The 19,516-nt window shown below is 59.5% G+C and carries 21 protein-coding genes; 10 read left to right on the top strand and 11 right to left on the bottom strand.

Annotated elements, in window-relative coordinates:
* Positions 1-88 precede the first annotated feature (88 nt).
* On the bottom strand, positions 89-511 hold the full coding sequence (gene irrA, locus H7848_RS02130) for an iron response transcriptional regulator IrrA (protein WP_208347597.1): 423 nt from the start codon (positions 509-511) through the stop codon (positions 89-91).
* A gap of 159 nt (positions 512-670) precedes the next feature.
* Between irrA and fabA the strand changes: the two genes are divergently transcribed.
* The 3 genes from fabA to H7848_RS02115 are packed head-to-tail and all read left to right on the top strand — an operon-like array spanning position 671 to position 3,224.
* Positions 671-1,180, top strand: coding sequence for a bifunctional 3-hydroxydecanoyl-ACP dehydratase/trans-2-decenoyl-ACP isomerase (gene fabA, locus H7848_RS02125; RefSeq protein WP_208347595.1), 510 nt, complete (start codon positions 671-673; stop codon positions 1,178-1,180).
* An 18-nt stretch (positions 1,181-1,198) separates the two neighbouring features.
* Positions 1,199-2,428 (top strand): beta-ketoacyl-ACP synthase I, encoded by a 1,230-nt coding sequence (fabB, locus tag H7848_RS02120; RefSeq protein WP_208347593.1) that lies wholly within the window; start codon positions 1,199-1,201, stop codon positions 2,426-2,428.
* A 7-nt stretch (positions 2,429-2,435) separates the two neighbouring features.
* Positions 2,436-3,224, top strand: a complete 789-nt coding sequence (locus H7848_RS02115; RefSeq protein WP_208347591.1) for an enoyl-ACP reductase FabI — start codon at positions 2,436-2,438, stop codon at positions 3,222-3,224.
* A gap of 386 nt (positions 3,225-3,610) precedes the next feature.
* Here H7848_RS02115 and soxR read toward each other — a convergent pair whose 3' ends face one another.
* Positions 3,611-4,051: a redox-sensitive transcriptional activator SoxR gene (gene soxR, locus H7848_RS02110; protein ID WP_208347590.1), complete on the bottom strand. Its 441-nt coding sequence runs from the start codon at positions 4,049-4,051 to the stop codon at positions 3,611-3,613.
* 344 nt (positions 4,052-4,395) lie between these two features.
* Here soxR and H7848_RS02105 point away from each other — a divergent pair, with 344 nt between their 5' ends.
* From H7848_RS02105 to H7848_RS02080, 6 genes are all read left to right on the top strand, one after another.
* The gene (locus tag H7848_RS02105; RefSeq protein ID WP_208347589.1) at positions 4,396-5,181 is read left to right on the top strand and encodes a metalloprotease; all 786 of its coding nucleotides are present in this window, start codon (positions 4,396-4,398) and stop codon (positions 5,179-5,181) included.
* Positions 5,182-5,235: 54 nt separating this feature from the next.
* Positions 5,236-5,916, top strand: a complete 681-nt coding sequence (locus H7848_RS02100) for a haloacid dehalogenase type II (RefSeq protein WP_208347588.1) — start codon at positions 5,236-5,238, stop codon at positions 5,914-5,916.
* Positions 5,916-6,746 carry an alpha/beta fold hydrolase gene (locus H7848_RS02095; protein WP_208347587.1) on the top strand — a complete coding sequence of 277 codons (831 nt, stop codon included), beginning with the start codon at positions 5,916-5,918 and terminating at the stop codon, positions 6,744-6,746. The genes H7848_RS02100 and H7848_RS02095 overlap by 1 nt, the downstream gene beginning before the upstream one ends.
* Positions 6,743-7,723, top strand: a complete 981-nt coding sequence (locus H7848_RS02090; RefSeq protein ID WP_208347586.1) for a threonine ammonia-lyase — start codon at positions 6,743-6,745, stop codon at positions 7,721-7,723. Before H7848_RS02095 ends, H7848_RS02090 begins: the two co-directional genes overlap by 4 nt.
* A complete protein-coding gene (locus H7848_RS02085; RefSeq protein WP_208347584.1) occupies positions 7,720-8,907 on the top strand; it encodes an endonuclease/exonuclease/phosphatase family protein in 1,188 nt (395 codons plus the stop codon). Before H7848_RS02090 ends, H7848_RS02085 begins: the two co-directional genes overlap by 4 nt.
* Positions 8,908-9,131: 224 nt before the next feature.
* A complete protein-coding gene (locus tag H7848_RS02080) occupies positions 9,132-10,940 on the top strand; it encodes a glycosyltransferase family 2 protein (RefSeq protein ID WP_237072529.1) in 1,809 nt (602 codons plus the stop codon).
* Here H7848_RS02080 and H7848_RS02075 read toward each other — a convergent pair.
* Genes H7848_RS02075 through glmU form a run of 5 tightly spaced genes read right to left on the bottom strand, consistent with a single transcriptional unit; the run spans position 10,937 to position 15,805 of the window.
* Positions 10,937-11,614 (bottom strand): DNA alkylation repair protein, encoded by a 678-nt coding sequence (locus H7848_RS02075; protein WP_208347582.1) that lies wholly within the window; start codon positions 11,612-11,614, stop codon positions 10,937-10,939. The two genes, H7848_RS02080 and H7848_RS02075, sit on opposite strands and share 4 nt — an antisense overlap.
* Positions 11,614-12,174, bottom strand: a complete 561-nt coding sequence (locus H7848_RS02070; RefSeq protein WP_208347580.1) for a pyridoxamine 5'-phosphate oxidase family protein — start codon at positions 12,172-12,174, stop codon at positions 11,614-11,616. Before H7848_RS02070 ends, H7848_RS02075 begins: the two co-directional genes overlap by 1 nt.
* A complete protein-coding gene (locus H7848_RS02065) occupies positions 12,155-12,619 on the bottom strand; it encodes a DUF3592 domain-containing protein (RefSeq protein WP_208347579.1) in 465 nt (154 codons plus the stop codon). The genes H7848_RS02070 and H7848_RS02065 overlap by 20 nt, the downstream gene beginning before the upstream one ends.
* A 28-nt stretch (positions 12,620-12,647) precedes the next feature.
* The gene (gene glmS, locus H7848_RS02060) at positions 12,648-14,459 is read right to left on the bottom strand and encodes a glutamine--fructose-6-phosphate transaminase (isomerizing) (protein WP_208347578.1); all 1,812 of its coding nucleotides are present in this window, start codon (positions 14,457-14,459) and stop codon (positions 12,648-12,650) included.
* A complete protein-coding gene (glmU, locus tag H7848_RS02055) occupies positions 14,459-15,805 on the bottom strand; it encodes a bifunctional UDP-N-acetylglucosamine diphosphorylase/glucosamine-1-phosphate N-acetyltransferase GlmU (RefSeq protein ID WP_208347577.1) in 1,347 nt (448 codons plus the stop codon). The genes glmS and glmU overlap by 1 nt, the downstream gene beginning before the upstream one ends.
* Before the next feature lie 104 nt (positions 15,806-15,909).
* Here glmU and H7848_RS02050 point away from each other — a divergent pair, with 104 nt between their 5' ends.
* Positions 15,910-16,572, top strand: coding sequence for an HAD-IA family hydrolase (locus tag H7848_RS02050; RefSeq protein ID WP_208347576.1), 663 nt, complete (start codon positions 15,910-15,912; stop codon positions 16,570-16,572).
* A gap of 109 nt (positions 16,573-16,681) precedes the next feature.
* Here the strand turns inward: H7848_RS02050 and H7848_RS02045 are convergent, their stop codons facing one another.
* From H7848_RS02045 to fghA, 4 genes are read right to left on the bottom strand one after another with little or no spacing between them, the layout of a single operon-like run.
* On the bottom strand, positions 16,682-17,590 hold the full coding sequence (locus H7848_RS02045) for an ornithine cyclodeaminase family protein (RefSeq protein ID WP_208347575.1): 909 nt from the start codon (positions 17,588-17,590) through the stop codon (positions 16,682-16,684).
* Positions 17,590-18,210, bottom strand: a complete 621-nt coding sequence (locus H7848_RS02040; protein ID WP_208347574.1) for an HAD family hydrolase — start codon at positions 18,208-18,210, stop codon at positions 17,590-17,592. Before H7848_RS02040 ends, H7848_RS02045 begins: the two co-directional genes overlap by 1 nt.
* Positions 18,207-18,659 (bottom strand): YaiI/YqxD family protein, encoded by a 453-nt coding sequence (locus H7848_RS02035; protein ID WP_208347573.1) that lies wholly within the window; start codon positions 18,657-18,659, stop codon positions 18,207-18,209. Before H7848_RS02035 ends, H7848_RS02040 begins: the two co-directional genes overlap by 4 nt.
* Complete coding sequence (fghA, locus tag H7848_RS02030; protein ID WP_208347572.1) at positions 18,656-19,486, bottom strand: S-formylglutathione hydrolase; 831 nt, start codon at positions 19,484-19,486, stop codon at positions 18,656-18,658. The genes H7848_RS02035 and fghA overlap by 4 nt, the downstream gene beginning before the upstream one ends.
* Positions 19,487-19,516 lie beyond the last annotated feature (30 nt).

The following is a 19,516-nucleotide window of genomic DNA, read 5'->3' as shown; positions in this document are numbered from 1 at the left end:
ACAAAGACGATATTCCGAATGCGCGCAAGAATATGCCCACGACTATGGGTAAAACCGAATTATATTTCAAGGAATAAAGAAAGTTGCTTTAGTCAGACAGCTTCCTAAGCCGGATCACCACATCGACCTTCGCGACCTCGGCGCCTGCAGGGGCTTCGGGCAGACGGCAGATCTCAAGCTGATCTGCGGGGGCGTCGGTCAGGGTGCTGCTGTCTTCCCAGAAGAAATGCGGGTGGTCATCGACGTTGGTGTCGAAATAGCTTTTCGTACCATCGACCATGATTTCCTGCATCAGGCCCGCATCGCAAAATGCACGCAGAGTATTGTAAACAGTGGCCAGCGACACTTTCTCACCGGATTTCGAAGCGGCCTCAAACAGGCTTTCGGCGGTCACATGGCGATCGTTGCCGTCGCCCACCAGCAGTGATGCCAGCGCCACGCGTTGCCGGGTCGGGCGCAGCCCTGCCCCGTTCAGCCAGTCGGTTCCACGTTCAATTGCTTCGGTGTGCATTTCTGCCTCTTACCTCTGTCCTGTCCTTTATATAGGGGCAGCGCCCCCTTGGTTTCAATTGAAAATCGGTCGCAACTGCAATTTGCCGCGCTTGCACCGGTGGATATGACGGTGTTACATCACCTTGAAAAGTAAACAGAACCGAAGGGCACGGGGTACATGGGCGATTTTCCGACAAGTTTTGACAAAGAGGCGTTGCTGAAATGCGCAAAGGGCGAATTGTTCGGCCCCGGCAATGCCCAGTTGCCGGAACCGCCGATGCTGATGATGGACCGGATCACCGATATCAGCGCCGATGGCGGTGCCCATGGAAAAGGCCACGTTGTGGCTGAATTCGACATCACGCCCGATCTTTGGTTCTTTAAATGCCACTTCCCCGGCAATCCGATCATGCCGGGCTGTCTGGGTCTGGATGGCCTTTGGCAGCTGACGGGCTTTAACCTGGGCTGGCGCGGCTGGCAGGGGTTGGGCATGGCCCTGGGCGTGGGCGAGGTCAAGCTGACCGGCATGGTTACGCCCGAACGCAAGGTGATCCGCTATTTCGTCGACTTCACCCGTGTAATCGACCGCAGGCTGAAAATGGGCGTTGCTGACGGCCGGGTTGAGGCGGACGGCGAACCCATCTATGAGGTCAAGGGCATGAAAGTCGGCCTGTCCACCGCCGGCTAAGTATCAGGGGGTTTGCATATGCGCCGTGTCGTCGTCACAGGTCTGGGAGTCGTGTCGCCTATCGGGAACAACGCGACCGAAGTGACCAGCGCCTTGCGTCAGGGTAAATCGGGCGTCGTCTTTTCCGATGAAATGGCCGAACACGGCTTTCGCAGCCAGATTGCCGGTACGCTAAAAATCACGCCCGAAGATCACATCGACAAGCGCAAGCTGCGGTTTATGGGGCCCGGCGCGGCTTATGCCCATATCGCGATGGAGCAGGCGATTGCCGATGCGGGGCTTGAGGAAAGCGATGTGGTCAACCCGCGCACCGGGCTTGTGGCCGGGTCCGGCGGCCCGTCGACCAGCGCGATGCTGGTGGCCCATCAGACCGTTCTTGAAAAGGGTGCACCCAAGCGGATTGGCCCCTTTGCGGTGCCGAAATGCATGTCCTCGACCATTTCGGCGAACCTGTCGACGGCCTTTCAGATCAAGGGCATCAACTATTCCATCACCTCGGCCTGTTCGACATCGCTGCACTGCATCGGCAATGCGGCCGAGCAGATCCAGTATGGCAAGCAAGATGTGATGTTCGCAGGCGGGGGCGAGGAACTGGACTGGACCCTGTCCTGCCTTTTCGATGCCATGGGCGCGATGAGCAGCAAGTATAACGACACCCCCGAAAAGGCCTCCCGCGCCTTTGACGCCGACCGCGATGGTTTCGTGATCGCAGGCGGCGGCGGGATTGTCGTGCTTGAGGAACTGGAACGCGCCAAGGCTCGCGGCGCCAAGATCTATGCCGAGGTCACGGGCTTTGCCGCCACATCCGACGGGCACGACATGGTCGCGCCCTCGGGCGAAGGCGGCGAACGCGCGATGCGTCTGGCGTTGGAGACGATCCCCGACGGGCGCCGCGTCAGCTATATCAACGCCCACGGCACCTCGACCCCTGTCGGCGATGTGGGCGAGGTTGAGGCCGTGCGCCGCGTCTTTGGCCAGGGTAACACGCCGCCCATCAGTTCAACCAAATCGATGACCGGCCACAGCCAGGGGGCCACCGGCGCGCAAGAGGCAATCTATTGCCTTCTGATGCTGGAAAACGATTTCATTGCGCCCTCGATCAATGTCGAAACGCTGGACCCGGCGCTGGACCCCGCCGAAATCGCGACCGACCTGGTCGAAAACGCAGGACTGGACACAGTCATGACCAACAGTTTCGGCTTTGGCGGCACGAACGGGTCGATGCTTCTTTCAAAGTATAACGGATAATTTCACGATGGCGAATTTGATGACCGGAAAACGCGGCCTGATTATGGGTGTCGCAAATGAACGTTCCATCGCGTGGGGCATCGCCAAAGCGCTGCATGAGGAAGGCGCCGAACTGGCCTTTAGCTATCAGGGCGAGGCTTTTGGCAAACGTGTGGCCCCCCTGGCCGAAAGCGTGGGCAGCGATTTCCTGATCGACGTGGATGTGATGGATGACGATAGCCTGGATGCCTGCTTTGCCGCGCTGAAGGATAAATGGGGCAGTATCGATTTTCTGGTCCACGCCATCGCCTATTCCGATAAAAACGAACTGACGGGCCGCTTCATCAACACCACGCGCGAGAACTTCAAAACATCGATGTCGATCTCGTGCTATTCGCTGATCGACGTGTCCAAGCGCGCCTCGGAACTGATGCCGAATGGCGGAACGATCCTGACGCTGACCTATCAGGGATCGAACCGCGTGACGCCGTTCTATAATGTGATGGGCGTGGCAAAGGCGGCACTTGAATCGGCCGTGCGGTATCTGGCCAATGATCTGGGGCCAGAAGGTATTCGCGTCAACGCGATCTCGCCCGGGCCAATGAAAACGCTGGCCGGTGCGGCCATTGGCGGCGCGCGGCGCACTTTCCGCCAGACCGAGGCCAACGCCCCCCTACGCGCCAACGCAACGCTTGAGGCCGTGGGCGGCACCGCAGTCTATCTGGCCAGCGACTACGGCGCCAGCACAACTGGCGAAGTGGTGCGTGTGGACGGCGGCTATCACGTTCTGGGCATGCCGCAGCCTGAAAATCTTTGATAAGATTATCGTGGGGCTCTGCCCCACACCCCGGAGTATTTAGACCAAGAAGAAGGTATTAAACGCGATAAGCCCCTTCTTCTTGGCAAAAATACTCAAATCCCACCGTGCGCAGCTACAACCGGACGTTAGCATTTCTCGCCTAAAACCCGGCATCACGATATCGGACCAAGAATGGTTTTCCAGAACTTGTGTTTTGGCTTCACGACCCAAACCACAAGCCGCCTGAAAGATCATGCATGAAAGTTGAAAGCGGGGGCGTTGCGACCCCTTTCTGGCTAAACCAACCTTCAAGACGGTGGCGCCACCTTTCTTATCAGATCAGACCCAACACCCTGCCGCCGCAAGGCGCCGCGGGGCCAAGGGCGTTTCATCTACCTGCTCTTTCACTCGATCCACCGTCTGGCACCCGGACCTTTTTGACCCAACTGATCATCTGGATTGTACAGCGGACATTTCCCCAGGGACAGGCATCCGCAGCCGATGCAGCCATCCAGCTGTTCTTTCAGAAGGGTCAGTAATCGGATGCGCTCATCAATCACATCCCGCCACCCCTTTGAAATACGGCGCCAATCCTTTGCGCTTAGCTTTGCTTCGGCCGGGAAATCGGACAGGGCTTGCCGTATCTCAGACAGGCTCAGCCCGACCGATTGGGCCACCTTAATCACGGCGATCCGGCGCAGCATGGCACGATCATAGCGCCTGTGATTGGCTGCCGTGCGCCACCCCGATATCAACCCCTGTGCTTCGTAATAATGCACGGCCGACACCGCCACACCCGACCGCGCGGCCAGCTCACCCACAGTTAAATCACTGTTTTTTATCATAATAATCCATTTGACCTAAAGTTAACTTCAGGAATTACAGTGCCTGTCCATGTTCTAAAAATCAACAGACCGGGACAGACATATTGAAAAAGATCATAGCCATACTGCACGCCCTTCGACGCAGGCGCCACCCTCGTCTGCGCTTGATCGACATCAACGAACACGCAGCAAAGGACATAGGCCTCGAACGCGACCACCAGATCGCATGTATCCGCGACACCTTGCGTCGCTAAGGTTGTGCCCCGCGCACCACAAGGCGCGCGCTTTTCTTTTCAAAACCCACAAAAGGTCTTTATTTCGCCGCGCCGATTTTGGATCAAAGCGGAAACAAAAATGGATTTATGATGGCATTTCTATTCTGGTCGCTCGCCCTTTGTGCGGCAACAACCTACACCCTGCGCGAAGGCCTGTTTGCAAATGGGCAAGGGCAGATCCAGGGCATGGATCTGGAAGGCATGATACTGGCCGTCGCCGCCTTTGTCGCCGCTGCCTGGTTTTTCGGCCCGATGTATGGCGTGGCGATTGTGACCGGCGTCGTGATCCACGAATATGGCCATGTCGCCGCCTATCGCATTTGCGGCCACGATGATGCGCGCTTTCGCCTGATCCCGCTGATGGGGGGCGTTGCGATATCAGACAGGCTGCCCGACACCCAGGCCGAGGATTTCTTTATCTCGCTGATGGGTCCGGGCATCTGTCTGGCGCCGATGGTGCTGGCCTTTGCCGTATCGGGTCTGACGGTCGAAACATGGCCACAGGTGTCGCATTTTCTGTGGATTTTCGCCAGCGTCATGGGCGTTCTGAACTTTTTCAATCTGCTGCCCTTCTGGCCACTGGATGGCGGGCGCTGCGTCAGGATTATCGCCTATGCGATCTGGCCGCCACTGGCCACCGTCGTCGCCGTCGCGATGAGCGCCGCTTTCGCCGCCGTCGCGATCTATATGCAGTCGACGGTTTTGTTCATCTTTGCCCTGATGGGTGCGCAGAACCTGTTTACGACGCCCGACATCAGCAACCTGCAACGCCCGATGACCAAGATGCAGACGCTGACCGCCTTTGGTGCCTATGGCTTTACGGCTGCGGCGCATTTCATGGGTGGCTTTGCCCTTATTGATCTGTACCTGATCTAGGGTTGTTTCCCGCCGATTTTCCCCCCAAGGTGCCGTTAAGAAAAAGGGGGGACAATGGCGATTACAACCTGCATCTTTGATGCCTATGGCACGTTGTTCGATGTCTCGGCCGCCGCGCGCGAACTGGCCGACCGCCCCGAGCACGCAGATTTCGCCCCCCATTGGCAAAGCGTCGCGCGGGACTGGCGGCTGAAGCAGCTGCAATACACATGGCTGCGCGCCATCACCGGCGATCACACGGATTTCTGGCAGGTGACACAGGACGCGCTGGATTGGGCGTTAGAGGCTGCGGGCCAGACATCGGACACCCTGCGCGCCGATCTGTTGCAGCTTTACGAACATCTGTCGGCCTACCCCGAGGTGCCTGCGATGTTGCAGCAGCTAAAAGACAGGGGGCACCAGACCGGCATCCTGTCCAATGGCGCCCCCGCGATGCTAGACAGCGCTGTGCAATCGGCGGGCCTGGGCCGGTTGCTGGATCAGGTTCTATCGGTCGAGGATGTGAGCATCTTCAAACCCGATGCCCGTGTCTATGACATGGTGGGGCAACGCTTTGGCTGCAGCAAAGATCAAGTGCTGTTCGTCTCCTCAAACGGATGGGATGCGGCCGCTGCGGCCAGCTATGGCTTTGTGACCGCCTGGGTCAACCGCATGGGTGAACCCATCGACCGTCTGCCGGGCCGCCCTGACCACATCCTGAGCGATCTGTCCGGCATTCCGGGCCTGCTAAGCTGATGACGACGTTCAAGACCAGTGACGGCCTATCGCTTTACTACCGGGATCAGGGCACCGGATTACCCGTGCTCTGTCTGGCGGGACTGACACGCAATGGCGATGATTTTCAGCCCGTTGTCGACCACTTCGCGGATCAGGTTCGGGTCATCCGGCTGGACAGTCGCGGGCGGGGGCGGTCGGATTATACCGATTATCACAGCTATAGCATCATTCAGGAAAGCCGCGACGCCATGGCGCTGCTGGATCATCTGGGGTTGGACAGGGCGGCCATTCTGGGCACGTCACGCGGCGGGCTGATCGCCATGTCGCTGGCCGTGGCGCATCCGGACCGGCTGCTTGGGGTGATGCTGAATGACATAGGACCCGAGATTGACGCCCAGGGGCTGGCGGTGATCATGGACTATCTGGGCAACCGGCCGGGCTACAAGGACTTTACCGAAGCCGCGCAGCAGTTGCAGATCAAGCAAGCCAAGCGCTTTCCCGGTGTCACGCTGGACCAATGGGGCCAATACGCGCGCAATATATGGGTGCAGGCGGACGACGGGCTGGATCTGCGCTATGACCCGCTGCTGCGGCGCGCGGTGCTGGAACAGTCGGCCACGGGCGCCCTGCCCGACCTTTGGCCGCTTTACACGGCTGTTACGAAAGTGCCCCATGGCCTGATCCGGGGGCAGAATTCAGACATCCTGTCAGCGGAGACGGCGAAAAAGATGTGCCAGATTGCGGAAAACACTGTTTACGCCGAGGTGCCGGATCGCGGCCACGTGCCCTTTCTGAACGAACCACAGGCCATCGCGGCCATCACGGAATGGATAGGGCAGATGCAATGAACATAGATATGATCGAACAGGCGGCCGGGCGGTTGCAGGGCCACGCGCGCAGGACGCCATTGCTGTCGTCGCCCTTTCTGGATGATATCGCGGGGCGGCGGGTGTTTGTGAAGGCCGAATGTCTGCAACACACCGGATCGTTCAAGTTCCGCGGGGCATGGTCGGCGATATCGGCGCTGACGGACAATGCGCTGAAAACCGGCGTGATCGCGTTTTCCTCGGGCAACCACGCGCAGGGGGTGGCCTTGGCCGCGCGCCTGCACGGGGCACCCGCGACCATCGTCATGCCAAGCGACGCGCCGCAGTTGAAAATCGACAACACGCGGGCCCTGGGGGCCGAGGTTGTGCTGTATGATCGTGCGGGCGAAAGCCGCGAAGAAATCGGCGCAAAGCTGGCGGCTGAGAAGGGGCTGACCTTGATCAAACCCTTTGACGAACCGCAGGTCATCGCCGGTCAGGGCACCTGTGGGCTTGAGATCGCCGAACAAGCTGCTGCGGAAGGCATCGACCAAGCCGATGTTCTGGTCTGTTGCGGTGGCGGCGGGTTTACCTCGGGCATCGCGCTGGCGCTTGAGGCGAAAGCGCCCGGTCTGCGCCCCCGCCCGGTTGAGCCGGAAGACTTTGATGACGTCACTCGGTCACTGGTGTCGGGGAAGATTGAGATGAATGAGAAATCCAGCGGGTCGCTTTGTGATGCGATTCTGACCGAAAAACCCGGCGACATCACCTTTCCGATCATGCACCGCCTTTGCGGCCCTGGCATCGTCGTGCCCGAGGCTGACTGCCTGCGCGCCATGGTTCAGGCCTTTGTGCGGCTGAAGATCGTGCTGGAACCCGGCGGCGCGATTGCACTGGCCGCAGCACTCTATCATGGGGACCAGATCGAAGGCGATGCGGTGATCGCCACGGCCTCGGGCGGGAACGTGGACCGCCAGATTTTCCAAAACGCATTAGAGACCTACGGAGACGAGATATGACCCGTTTCACTGTCGCCAGTTTCAACGTTAAAAACCTGATCGGTGCGGATCAGGAGTATTACAAGTTCGAAAAATACACGCCCGAGGAATACGCCTGGAAACAGGACTGGCTGGCCGATCAGATCCTGACGATGGATGCCGATGTCATCGGGTTTCAGGAAATTTTCGAAGAAGACGCCCTGCGTCACGTCGTGGCCGAGGCCGACGTGCGTGGCGTGGCCGCGAATGAGGCGACGGTGCCCGATGCCTCAAAACGCTATCATAAGAAGGCGATATTCCGAAAGCTGGCCTATACGCCCTATACCGATGCCGCGCTGGCCTTTGCCCCCAACGCGAATGACGGTGGGCCGGGGCAGCGGCGGCCCGGTCTGGCGGTGTTGTCGCGTCTGGGGTTTGAGGGCACGCCAGAGGTGCTGCAGGTGCTGCCTGAACCGCTGGATATCCCCTTTCGCGATCTGACAGGGCAGGATGCCGGTCACTATCGCCTGACACGCCTGTCCCGCCCGGTGCTGAAGGTGCGCATACCGGTGGGCGGTCAGGTGATCACGCTGTTCAACTGCCACCTGAAATCGAAGCTGGGCGAATATCCACGGCCCGAGGGCGCGGCCTTTGCCCCCGAGGCTGATCTGACCAACTATGACCCCGCCGGTCGCGCCATGGGCAGCCTGCGCGCCGCCGTGCGCCGCATGGCCGAAGCCTGGGTCCTGCGCCGCGCGATACTGGACGAGCTGGAACAGGACCATCCGGTGATCGTGATGGGCGACTTCAACGACGGGGAACACGCAGTGTCCAGCGAGATCATCAGTGGAGAGATCCCGTTCAAGAACTACGCCTGGATGCGCCGCCATGACGCCGAGCGCCCCACTGACCGCTATACGGCCGAAGAAAATCTGCAGATCACCGAAGATGTGCAGCGCGTGCGGCTGCATTCGGCCGAAAAGCTGTTCGTCCGCAAATCGCTGCGCGATATGGTCTATACGGCCGCCTTTGGCGGTGTGTTCGAAAGCATCGACCAGATTTACCTGTCCCGCCATTTCGACCCCGATTTTGACACGCGTTTGGGCGAGATGGAGTATTTCAGCGTCTTCAACGACCACCTGACCGACGGCAGCCACCCCGAGGCACCCTATAACAAGCTGGCCTCGGACCATGGTCAGATCATGGCGCATCTGAAGTTACTGTAGTCCGGCGGAGCGCGCTGTCGCGCGCATTGTTTCTGGCACTTCGTGCGATTGGGGCTCTGCCCCAAGCCCCGGAGTATTTCGCCCAAGAAGAAGTCTAGAGTGACACACCCTTCTTCTTGGTAAAAATACTCCCGCCGGAGGCACGCTCTGAAAGAGCGTTACCTTAGGCCAATATTTGGGCTAACTTATAATTCCAGATCACAGTTCTAAATCCGGCACAGGCTTTGAAACATCTGAAAAACACCAGCAAACACGGCACGGTCATGGCCGTTTCGATGATGAAGGACGAGGCGCCTTTTTTGCTGGAATGGTTTGCCCACCACTTGGCCGTCGGGTTTACCGATATTCTGGTTTACACCAACGACTGCACCGACGGTACCGTTGAGATGTTGCAGCGGCTGGAACAACTTGGGCTGGGGTATCATCGCGAAAACAATATCCCAAAGGGCATCAAACCGCAGCCGAGTGCGATCAAACATGCGCAAGTCGAACCTTTGGTTCAGGCTGCCGATTGGGTGTTGCTGTTCGATGCGGACGAGTTTTTGTGCATCAATCACCCCTCAGGCACGATTGAGGGGATGTTGGATGATACCGTCGCCTTAGGCGCGAATGGCGTCGTGATCACGTGGCGGATTTTCGGGTCGGCGGGCCTGGTCGACTGGTCGCGCGCGCCTGTGACCGAACAATACACGCGCGCAGCGCCGCCGCTGTGGAACAAGGGGTGGGGTGTCAAGACTCTGTTCAAGTTCGACCCCGACTACTGGAAGCTAGGCATTCATCGCCCCAGCATCAAGAACAAGCATCTTGAGACGGGGTTCCCCGATACCGTCAAATGGCTGAACGGGTCGGGTCAACCGATGGAGGATTATTTCAAGTTCCGCGGCTGGCGGTCGATCCGGCGAACGCTTGGCTATGACTGGGCGCAGATGAACCATTATGCGATCAAGTCTATCGACAGCTACGCGGTGCGGAAATTTCGCGGCAATGTGAACAACAAGAAAGATAAATATAACGCCGATTACTGGGCGCTGCAGGACCGGAACGAGGTCGAGGATACCGCCATTCTGCGTCACGCCGACCGCCGCCGTCAGATCATGGACGAATTACTGACTGATCCGGTTTTGGCCAAGCTGCATTATGCAGCTTTGGAGCGGGTCGAGGCCACTTTGGCTGACTATAAAAAAACGCGCGATTACGAAGAGTTTCGCGATGGTTTGATTGAGGCGGGTCAGGTGCCGATCACTCAGGTCGAGGCCAAGCCGCCCAAGGCACGCGATCCGGCCAAGATTGCGCAGATGATGTCGTGGGTCGAAAAGAAGCTGGCCGATCAGCCCAAGGATGACCGCCGCAGCCCGGATGTGGCGGGATGGGCGGCGCAGGATGGGAACGCTTATCTTGCTGGGCCGATTGACCTGTCGGCGGACATTGCGGTGGACTGGGTGCCCAACCACGATATTGAGCTGCCCGCCGACCCCCGTATTTTTGCGCCCGAGGCCTTGAATGCGGTTTTGTCGGGCCGGTTTGATCGCCGCCATGCCCGCAATATCGCGGGGTATCTGCAGGGGTGTTCGCGTGTGCTGGACCTGGGCGCGGGCATCGGATTTGTACCCATGCGGGCGCTGCGGTTGATGCCGGATGTGGTTTTTATAGCGCAAGATCAAAGGACTGAACTGATCCGTATGGCGAAGCAGGTTGCGGAAAGGAATGCCTTGGCTGACACATCGCGGCTGAAGTTCACAGATGCCCCTTTGGTCTTTGAGACCGACGATGATGGTCACGCCAGCAGGCTGGCGGCATACCTGCGGGATTTTCGCCCCGATTGCCTGCGGATCAGCTATAGCACCCATGTGCCCCCCGATTTACTTGCAAATCAGGATATGGGGGACGTCAGGCGGGTGCTGATGCCTTTTGTATCACCTGATCAGGCCGCGCGGTTAAGGAAAGACTATGCGCCGGTTCTGCAGCACCTAGGCCTAACAGAGATGCCGGAAAGCGATAGCAGCGGGACGCTTCGATTTGATCGGCTGAGTTAGAGATATTTCCCCGCCTCGCGGCGGGCGAAGGGTTTCATCTGCGATCCGTGTTCCTCCAAAAACCCTTGCACCGCGGTGGCGTCGTGTTTGGAGAGTTCGCGCAGCCACCAGGCGACGGCTTTCTGGATGAACCATTCGGGGTCGGTGACATAGCCCGCGGCCCAGTCCAGCACCCTTTGACGGATGGCCAGATCGTCGGGTTTGGGGTGATTTTGTTTGGTCCAGGGCAATGTCATCACCAGCACTGCGCGGCGGGTCCACATGTGGTCGGACCGCGTCCAGGGTTCAAGCTGATCCGCGCGCTCAGGTTCCCAGACCAGCCGTTTCTGACCTGCGATGCTGGCGTGATCGGCGATGGCCCAGGCGTCAAAATCCGGCACCCAGCTTTTGATCAGGTCCCAGGCGGCGGTATCATCGGGCCTGATCCGCGCCTGGGTCAGCAGTTTGGCGGCAGCGATGCGGGCCTCGTGAATGTTGGTCTGCCAGAGTGCGGCGGCCAGATTCAAGCGTTGATCCAGGGAAAGATCCTTGCGCCATGCTTTGGTCAATGTGTCTATATCGGGGTTCGATACGCCCAGATAATCGCGCTGTGCCTTGTGATAGGCGGCCATATCGTCGGCCTTGCCCGCCACGGCCCTGGCGCGCATCTGGGCAAGAGCATCGTCAAGCTGCATCAGTCAATCAGACCGTCGGGTGGCAGAATATCGGTGGGCATGCCGTCGATCGTCGTTGTGTTGCGGTCGGCCCAATAGGTGCGGATCGCCTCGGGGCCTCGATCTTCGGCCCATTTTTCCAGCGTATCGCGCGGGCCGGTATAGTCGAAAAACGGGATCGAGTAGCCACAGGATGTCTGAACCAGATCGACCGACAGGTCATAGATTTGCCGGGCCGCGAACGAGGGCGGAAAATGATCGTAAAGCCCGCCCCAGTCGGCATCGCGCGGATGCAGGGTGCGGGCCGTGCCATAGACCCGCAGGATCATCGGGCGCGTCGTAAAGGAACACCACATCAGCGTCATACGCGGCGTGTCCAGCAGATGCCCCGCGGTTTCATTCCCGCTGCCGGTCAGGTTCAGCCAGGCAATGCGGTTCGGTCCCAAAACGCGCAGGCTGTCCATACCTTTGGGCGACACATTCACGCGCCCCCCGGCCGCAGCGGTGCCCACAAAGAACAGGTGTTGGTCCTCGATAAAGCGCTGATGCGGCGCTTCGATTTCAGAGAACTGTTTCGCCATCGTACTGATTTCTTCTTTTCATAGCTATGGTCATCACAACAAACACAATGCCGCCAACCATCAGAGATAAAAGACCAACACCAAAGAAAATCGATCCGAACCCCCAGATCGAAAACCAACCGTCAATGCGAATATGGTCATCGCGGTCATGGTTGTGGAAAACTTCAATTGTTTCGCCGATTTCGTAGTCGTAAAAGTTCGAAAACAGTTGCGATGCCGCTTCGCGGGTATCGCCTGCATTATCAACATAACGCACAGTGGGGCGATACGTTGGATTGTCGCCACTATTGTTAATATCCAAATGAATGACGACGGCCTCGACTTTTTGGGCACCAGACATGAACAGGTACTGTTTATAAAGGAAAACACCCCCTACCCCTATAAAAATCAGTCCAAGAGAAGCAAGAACGCCCAGTATCAACCAACGCGCTGTGTTTTCGGTCATCTGATCAATCCGTTGTCAAATAAAGCGACTATTCCACCGTCACAGATTTCGCCAGATTACGCGGTTGGTCAACATCCGTACCCTTGGCCACGGCGGTATGATAGGCCAGCAGTTGCGCGGGGATCGCATAAAGGATCGGGGCCAGCAGGCCGGGAACCTCGGGCATGATCAGCGTTTGCCACATGCCGTCGCCCGCCTGTTCGGCGCCCTTGGCGTCGGTGATCAGCAGCACTTTACCGCCGCGCGCCATGACCTCTTGCATGTTTGACACGGTCTTCTCAAACAGCGCGTCGCGCGGGGCCATCACGACGATGGGGGTCTTTTCATCGACCAACGCGATGGGCCCGTGTTTCAATTCGCCCGAGGCATAGCCCTCGGCGTGGATATAACTGATTTCCTTTAACTTCAGCGCGCCTTCCAGGGCCATAGGGTACATCGGGCCACGGCCCAGAAACAGGATATCCGTCGCCTCGGCCAGTTGGCGGGCGACGGCGTCGATATCGCCATTGCGGGTCAGCGCCTGGTTCATCAGCCCCGGCAGGTTGCGCAGGTCAGACAGGTGGCGCTGCAGCGTCGCATCGTCGATCCGGCCCTTATCCTGTGCGGCTTTCAGGGCCAGCAGGACCAGCACCGTCAGCTGGCAGGTGAACGCCTTGGTCGAAGCGACGCCGATTTCCGTGCCCGCATGGATCGGCAGCGCCACGTCGCTTTCGCGCGCGATGGAACTTTCAGGCACGTTGATCACCGACAGGATACGGTCGGCGCGCCCTTCGCAATAGCGCAAGGCGGCCAAGGTGTCAGCAGTTTCGCCCGACTGGCTGACAAACAGCGCCACGGTGCCTGCGGGGATGGGCGGTTCGCGATAGCGGAATTCGGACGCGATATCGACCTCAACCGGGATGCCCGCCAGCTGTTCGAACCAGTATTTCGCAGTCAGACAGGCATAAAACGCCGTGCCGCAGGCGACCATGACCAGCCTGTCGATGCCGGTAAAGTCAACCTCGGGCAGTGCAATCTGGCCATTCTGGATGTGATGGGCCAGCGCGTCGCCGATGACCGCAGGCTGTTCGGCGATTTCCTTGGCCATAAAGTGTTTATGTCCGCCCTTTTCGATCTGGGCTGTGTCGATCTGGATGGTTTTCACGGGCCGATTGGCCAGGGCACCATTGGCATCGCGGATCTGAACCGAGGTGCGGGTCAGAACGGCGCTGTCGCCTTCCTCAAGATAGGTGATCCGATCGGTCATGGGCGACAGGGCCAGCGCGTCTGAGCCCACGAACATCTCGCCCTCTCCATGTCCGATCGCCAGGGGCGACCCCTTGCGCGAGGCCACCATCAGATCGTCATGGCCATCAAACAGGAAACACAGCGCAAAGGCGCCGTGCAGCCGGTCGATGGTTTTCAGTGCGGCGTCCTGCGGGGAAAGGCCGGTGGTCATATAATGATGGGTCAGCAGGGCGACGGTTTCGGTGTCGGTCTCGGTCTCAAAACCGATGCCGTGATCCGCCAATTCGGCCCGAAGTTCGCGGAAGTTTTCGATGATACCGTTGTGCACCACGGCCACCGGCCCCGCCTTGTGCGGATGCGCATTCCCGACCGAGGGCGCACCATGCGTGGCCCAACGGGTGTGGCCGATGCCCGATTTCCCCGGCAGGGGGTCATGGACCAGCAGGTCCGACAGGTTGATCAGCTTGCCCAAGGCACGCCGGCGGTCCAGCGTGCCGCTGTTTACCGTGGCAATACCTGCGCTGTCATAGCCGCGGTATTCCAGCCGCTTCAGCGCCTCAAGAATAATGGGCGCGACCTCATGCGTGCCCAGAACGCCAACGATACCACACATCAGTTCAGCCCCTTCGCCTTGATCACGCGCAGTTTTTCCATCAACCGCCGCGCCAGCCCCGTTTTGTTGGTTTGTTTTTCGCGCGCCACGGCCAGATCACCGGCGGGCACGTCTTCGGTGATGACCGAACCGCTGGCGGTCATCGCCTCATCCCCGATCTCGACCGGGGCGACCAGCATGGTGTTCGACCCGATAAAGGCGCGTTCACCGATGGTCGTGTGATGCTTCATCACGCCGTCGTAGTTGCAGGTGATCGTGCCCGCGCCCACGTTGGTGCCCGCCCCGATGGTCGCATCGCCGATATAGGACAGGTGGTTGACCTTGGCACCCGTGGCCAGCGTTGCATTCTTGACCTCGACAAAATTCCCGATGCGTACGTCTTCTGCCAGTTCCGCACCTGGGCGCAGGCGGGCATAGGGGCCGACGATGGCCCCACGCGAGATATGGCAGCCCTCAAGATGTGAAAACGCGCGGACCCGCGCGCCGCTTTCAACGGTCACACCGGGGCCAAAGACGACATTAGGCTCAATCACCGTATCGCGGCCGATGACTGTGTCATGGGCAAAGATCACGGTGTCGGGCGCCTGCAACGTGACGCCGTTGTCCAGGGCTTCTGTGCGGGCGCGAGTTTGAAAGATACCCTCGGCCTGCGCCAGGGCTGCACGGGTGTCGATGCCCAATGTCTCGGCCTCATCACAAGTCACCACCGTTGCCGTCAGCCCGCGTGCACGGGCGATGCCGGGCACATCGGTCAGATAGTATTCCCCCGCCGCATTGTCGTTTGACACGGCATCCAGCAGGTCAAACAACGTCTGCGCATCCGCAGCAACGACGCCGGAATTGCAAAGGGTGATGGCACGCTCAGCTTCACTTGCGTCCTTATATTCAACGATCTTTTCCAGCACGTCGCCGGTCATCACCAACCGCCCGTAGCGCCCCGGATCGGCAGCCTGAAAGCCCAGCACGACAACCGCATGGTGCTGCCGCGCGGCGATCATCTTTTCCAGGGTTTCCGGCGCGATAAAGGGGGTGTCGCCGTATAGCACGATGACATCGCCTTGGAACCCTGACAGCGCCTGCCGCGCCTGCAGCACGGCGTGGCCCGTGCCCAGTTGTTCGGTCTGCAAGGCGACTTGCACCCTGTCGTCCCAATCCAGCGCCGCGGCTTTCACCTGATCGGCGCCATGGCCCGCAACAACGACCGTGCGGTCCGGCGCCAGCGACGCGCCCGACTTCATCGCGTGCACCAACAGCGGCGCACCGGCGATCTGGTGCAACACCTTGGGCAGGTCCGAATTCATCCGGGTCCCTTGACCGGCGGCCAGAATAATCAGGGCTGTGGGCATATTGGCCTCTTTCCTTCTGCTCATCGCCGTTCTATCGGTTCGGGGGCCGCCCGCAAGGGGGTGCGCCATCACAGTTGTTTACCAAGCATGACAGACGGGGTCCCATGCGCACAGTTATTTTCGATCTGGACGGCACACTGGCCGATACGTCTCGCGATCTGATTGAGGCCGCGAACAGCTGTTTTCGCGGGCTTGGCCTGGGCGATGTGCTGGACCCGGTGGCAGATGCATCGACCGCCTTTCGCGGCGGGCGTGCCATGCTGACATTGGGGTTTTCGCGCGTCGAGGGCTTTGGTGTGGATGAGATCGACCGCCAATATCCGCGGTTGTTGCAAAGCTATGGCGAAAATATCGACGTGCATACGGTGCTGTATCCTGGCGCGATGGACGCGGTTGAGGCGTTGAAGACCGATGGGTATGCAGTGGGGATTTGCACGAACAAGCCCGAAGGCCTGGCCGAGGAATTGCTACGCCGTCTGGGCGTGCGCGATGCCTTCGGGTCGATGATCGGGGCCGACACATTGCCCGTACGCAAACCGGACCCAGCACCCTATGTTGCCGCGGTTGAGCGCGCGGGCGGTGTTGTAGCGCAATCCTGTCTGATCGGCGACACGGTGACAGACCGCGAAACAGCGCGCGCAGCCGGCGTACCCTCGGTTCTGGTGACTTTCGGGCCGGACGGGGATGGTGTTAAAGCGTTGCAACCCGAAGCGCTGCTGCATGATTATCGGGACTTGGTGGGTGTTGTTAAAGAATTGATAGCCTGAAAATAGAGACATAGGGCAGCGACCGGCCCGAGGGTGGGTGCTGAAAGCGCCCGCCCTGGGGGGCGGGTCGGGCGCTGCCCGGTGGTGCTCACCGGGCAAAGACTTCCATTCAATGCTCAGCCCAAACCCGCTGAATATACCGGCTGGTCATCAAATCCAGATGTGCGCCGCCGCCGTTTTTGAACAGGGTGATCTGATCGTCGGACTGCCGCTGAAACGCACCAAGATCGTAATAATCGGCCAAGACATCATCGCGCGTGATGGCGCCTGAGGCGAGTGGGATTTTCAGCTCGCCTATATGATCAAGCGTCGTGTCAAAACTGTCGACGAAAATGCGCGCGCGGTTCAGGGCGGTGTCGTCGGCCTCGCGCATGTCACTGCGGTAGGCGCCGATCAGGTCGATGTGCTGGCCCGGTTGCAACCAATCCCCGCGGATCAGCGGTTCGGTCGTCATCGTGGCCGAGGTCACGATATCAGCCTGGCGCACGGCCTGTTCCATATCGGGCGCGGCTTTGGTGTTTTCATACTGGCTGGCAAAGCGGTCGGCCGCTGCGGCAGTCCGGTTCCAGACCAGAAACCGGGCGTTGGGGAAAGCGGCACCGTAAGCCTGTCGCAGACTGTGCCCCACCGTACCGGCGCCCACGATCAGGATCACCTGACTGTCAGGCCGCGCCAATCTGCGCGCGGCCAGCAGGCTGTCACCGGCGGTTTTCCATTTGGTCACCAGATGAAAATCCACCAGGCATTCCAATGTGCCATCTGTATCGGAAAAAATGCTGACCGCCCCGTTGACCAGCGGCGCGCCGCGGCCCGGGTTGCCGGGAAAAGCGGTGGCTGTCTTAACCGCCGCGCCCAATCCGTCGATCCAGGCGGCACGGGACAGCATGGTGTCGGGGTCGCGATAAAGGAACGTGTCGCCAATCTGAGCCTTGGGCAGGTCGTGACCCGCGGCCAGGGCATCGGTCAGCTCAAGCCAGTCGAGATGCGCCTCGGCCTGGGCCGGGATAATCTGAACCATCACGCAGCCTCGCTTTCAGTTAACAAACCAGCCTGCTGCAGCCGATCGGCCCAGCCTTGGGACCCCTGAAAATGATGCACCTGCCAGCCGCGCGCCTCGGCCATTTGGATATTCTCAAGCCGGTCATCCGTGAACAGCAGGCGGTCCGGTGACAGGCCACAATCCTGCTCAACCATCTGGTAAATCTGCGGTTCCGGCTTCACCGTCTTCATATGCCCCGAGATATAGCGTCGGTCGAATTCAATCAGCAGGGGGTATTGCGTTTCGGCATAGGCAAAGCTTTCGATCCCGAAATTTGTCAGCGCAAAGACCGGCACCCCCCTGGCCCGCAGCGCCCGCAGCAATCGCACAGAATGGTCAATCCGGGGTGTCGCCATTTCGATCCAATGATCGTACCACATGCGGATTTCATCGCCCCATTCGGGGTAGTGATCGGCCGTCGCATAGATCGTGTCGCGAAACGGCGCGCCGCGGTCGACCTGATCGTTCATGTCATGCAGATCGATGGCCTCAAACATCTGTTTGCGGCGCGCCTGACCGATCCGGCCGTCATAAAACCGCTCGGGCTGCCATTCGATCAGCACGTTGCCAATGTCGAAAATCACCGCCTCAACTGTCATGCCACGTCCCTTTTTGCCCGCTGCACCTCTCGTTCCAATGCATCCAGAAAGCGGGACCGGTCCGCCTTTGTAAACCCCTTGCCGCTGCCCTGGCGAAAGGGATCGGCTGCACGGATATCCGTCATCAGATCACGCATGGCCAGTTGCTGACCGATGTTGGCAGGTGTGAAGATTTCGCCATTATGACGCACGACGCGGGCGCCGGCATTGATGCATTTCGCAGCCAGGGGGATATCACCGGTGATCACTACATCCCCCGGCCCCGCGCGTTCGGCAATCCACTGATCGGCCACATCGGGGCCATCGGGGACAACAACCATTTCCACCAGCGGATTGGCCGACGGCCGCAGCCCACCGTTGCTGACGATATACAGCGTCAGTTTGTGGCGTGTGGCCACGCGTTCAGCCTCGGGTTTGACCGGGCAGGCATCGGCGTCGACATAGATCACGCGTAAAGCGCCTGTGCATGGAAAGCTATGTGATCTTCCATGAAACTCGACACGAAATAGTAGCTGTGATCATAGCCCTTTTGCATCCGCAGCACCGCCGGTTGTCGGCGTTCGGCGATGGCGTGGGCCAGCGCCTCGGGCTTGAGCAGGTCAAGGAACTGATCGCTGTCGCCCTGATCGATCAGGATGGGGCCGTCAAAGCCATGGTCGCGCATCAGAAGTGTCGCGTCGTGACGGGCCCAGGCGGCCTGATCGTCACCCAGATAGGCGCCAAGCTGCTTGATACCCCAATCCGACATGGTGGGATGCGCGATGGGCGCGAAGGCTGAGATACTTTTGAACCGGTCCGCATGGGTCATCCCGATGGTCAGCGCACCGTGCCCGCCCATGGAATGACCGGTGATGGCCTGCCTGTCGGGATCAATGGCGAAATGGTCTGTCAGCAACGCGGGCAGCTCATCACAGATGTAATCCCACATCCTAAAATGCGGCGCCCAGGGGTCTTGAGTGGCGTTGACATAGAACCCCGCCCCCTGACCCAAATCATAGGCCGCATCATCGGCCACCCCATCCCCACGGGGCGAGGTATCGGGGAAAACCACAGCAATGCCATGTTCGGCAGCCCACTGCTGCGCGCCGGATTTTTCCATCGCATTGGCGTGGGTGCAGGTCAGACCCGACAGATACCACAGCACCGGCACAGCATAATCACGTGCCTCTTCTGGCAGGAAAAGCCCGAAGGTCATGGGGCACTGACACGTGTCCGATTGATGGGAATAGACCCCCTGAATACCATCGAAGCATCTGTTTTCAGACTGTTTTTCCACCACATCCCCCTTTCGAAAATTATCCCGTTG

This window comes from Pseudaestuariivita rosea (genome assembly GCF_017592335.1).
Classification (GTDB): Bacteria; Pseudomonadota; Alphaproteobacteria; order Rhodobacterales; family Rhodobacteraceae; genus Parasulfitobacter; species Parasulfitobacter rosea.
This window is presented reverse-complemented; position numbering and strand designations above follow the sequence as displayed.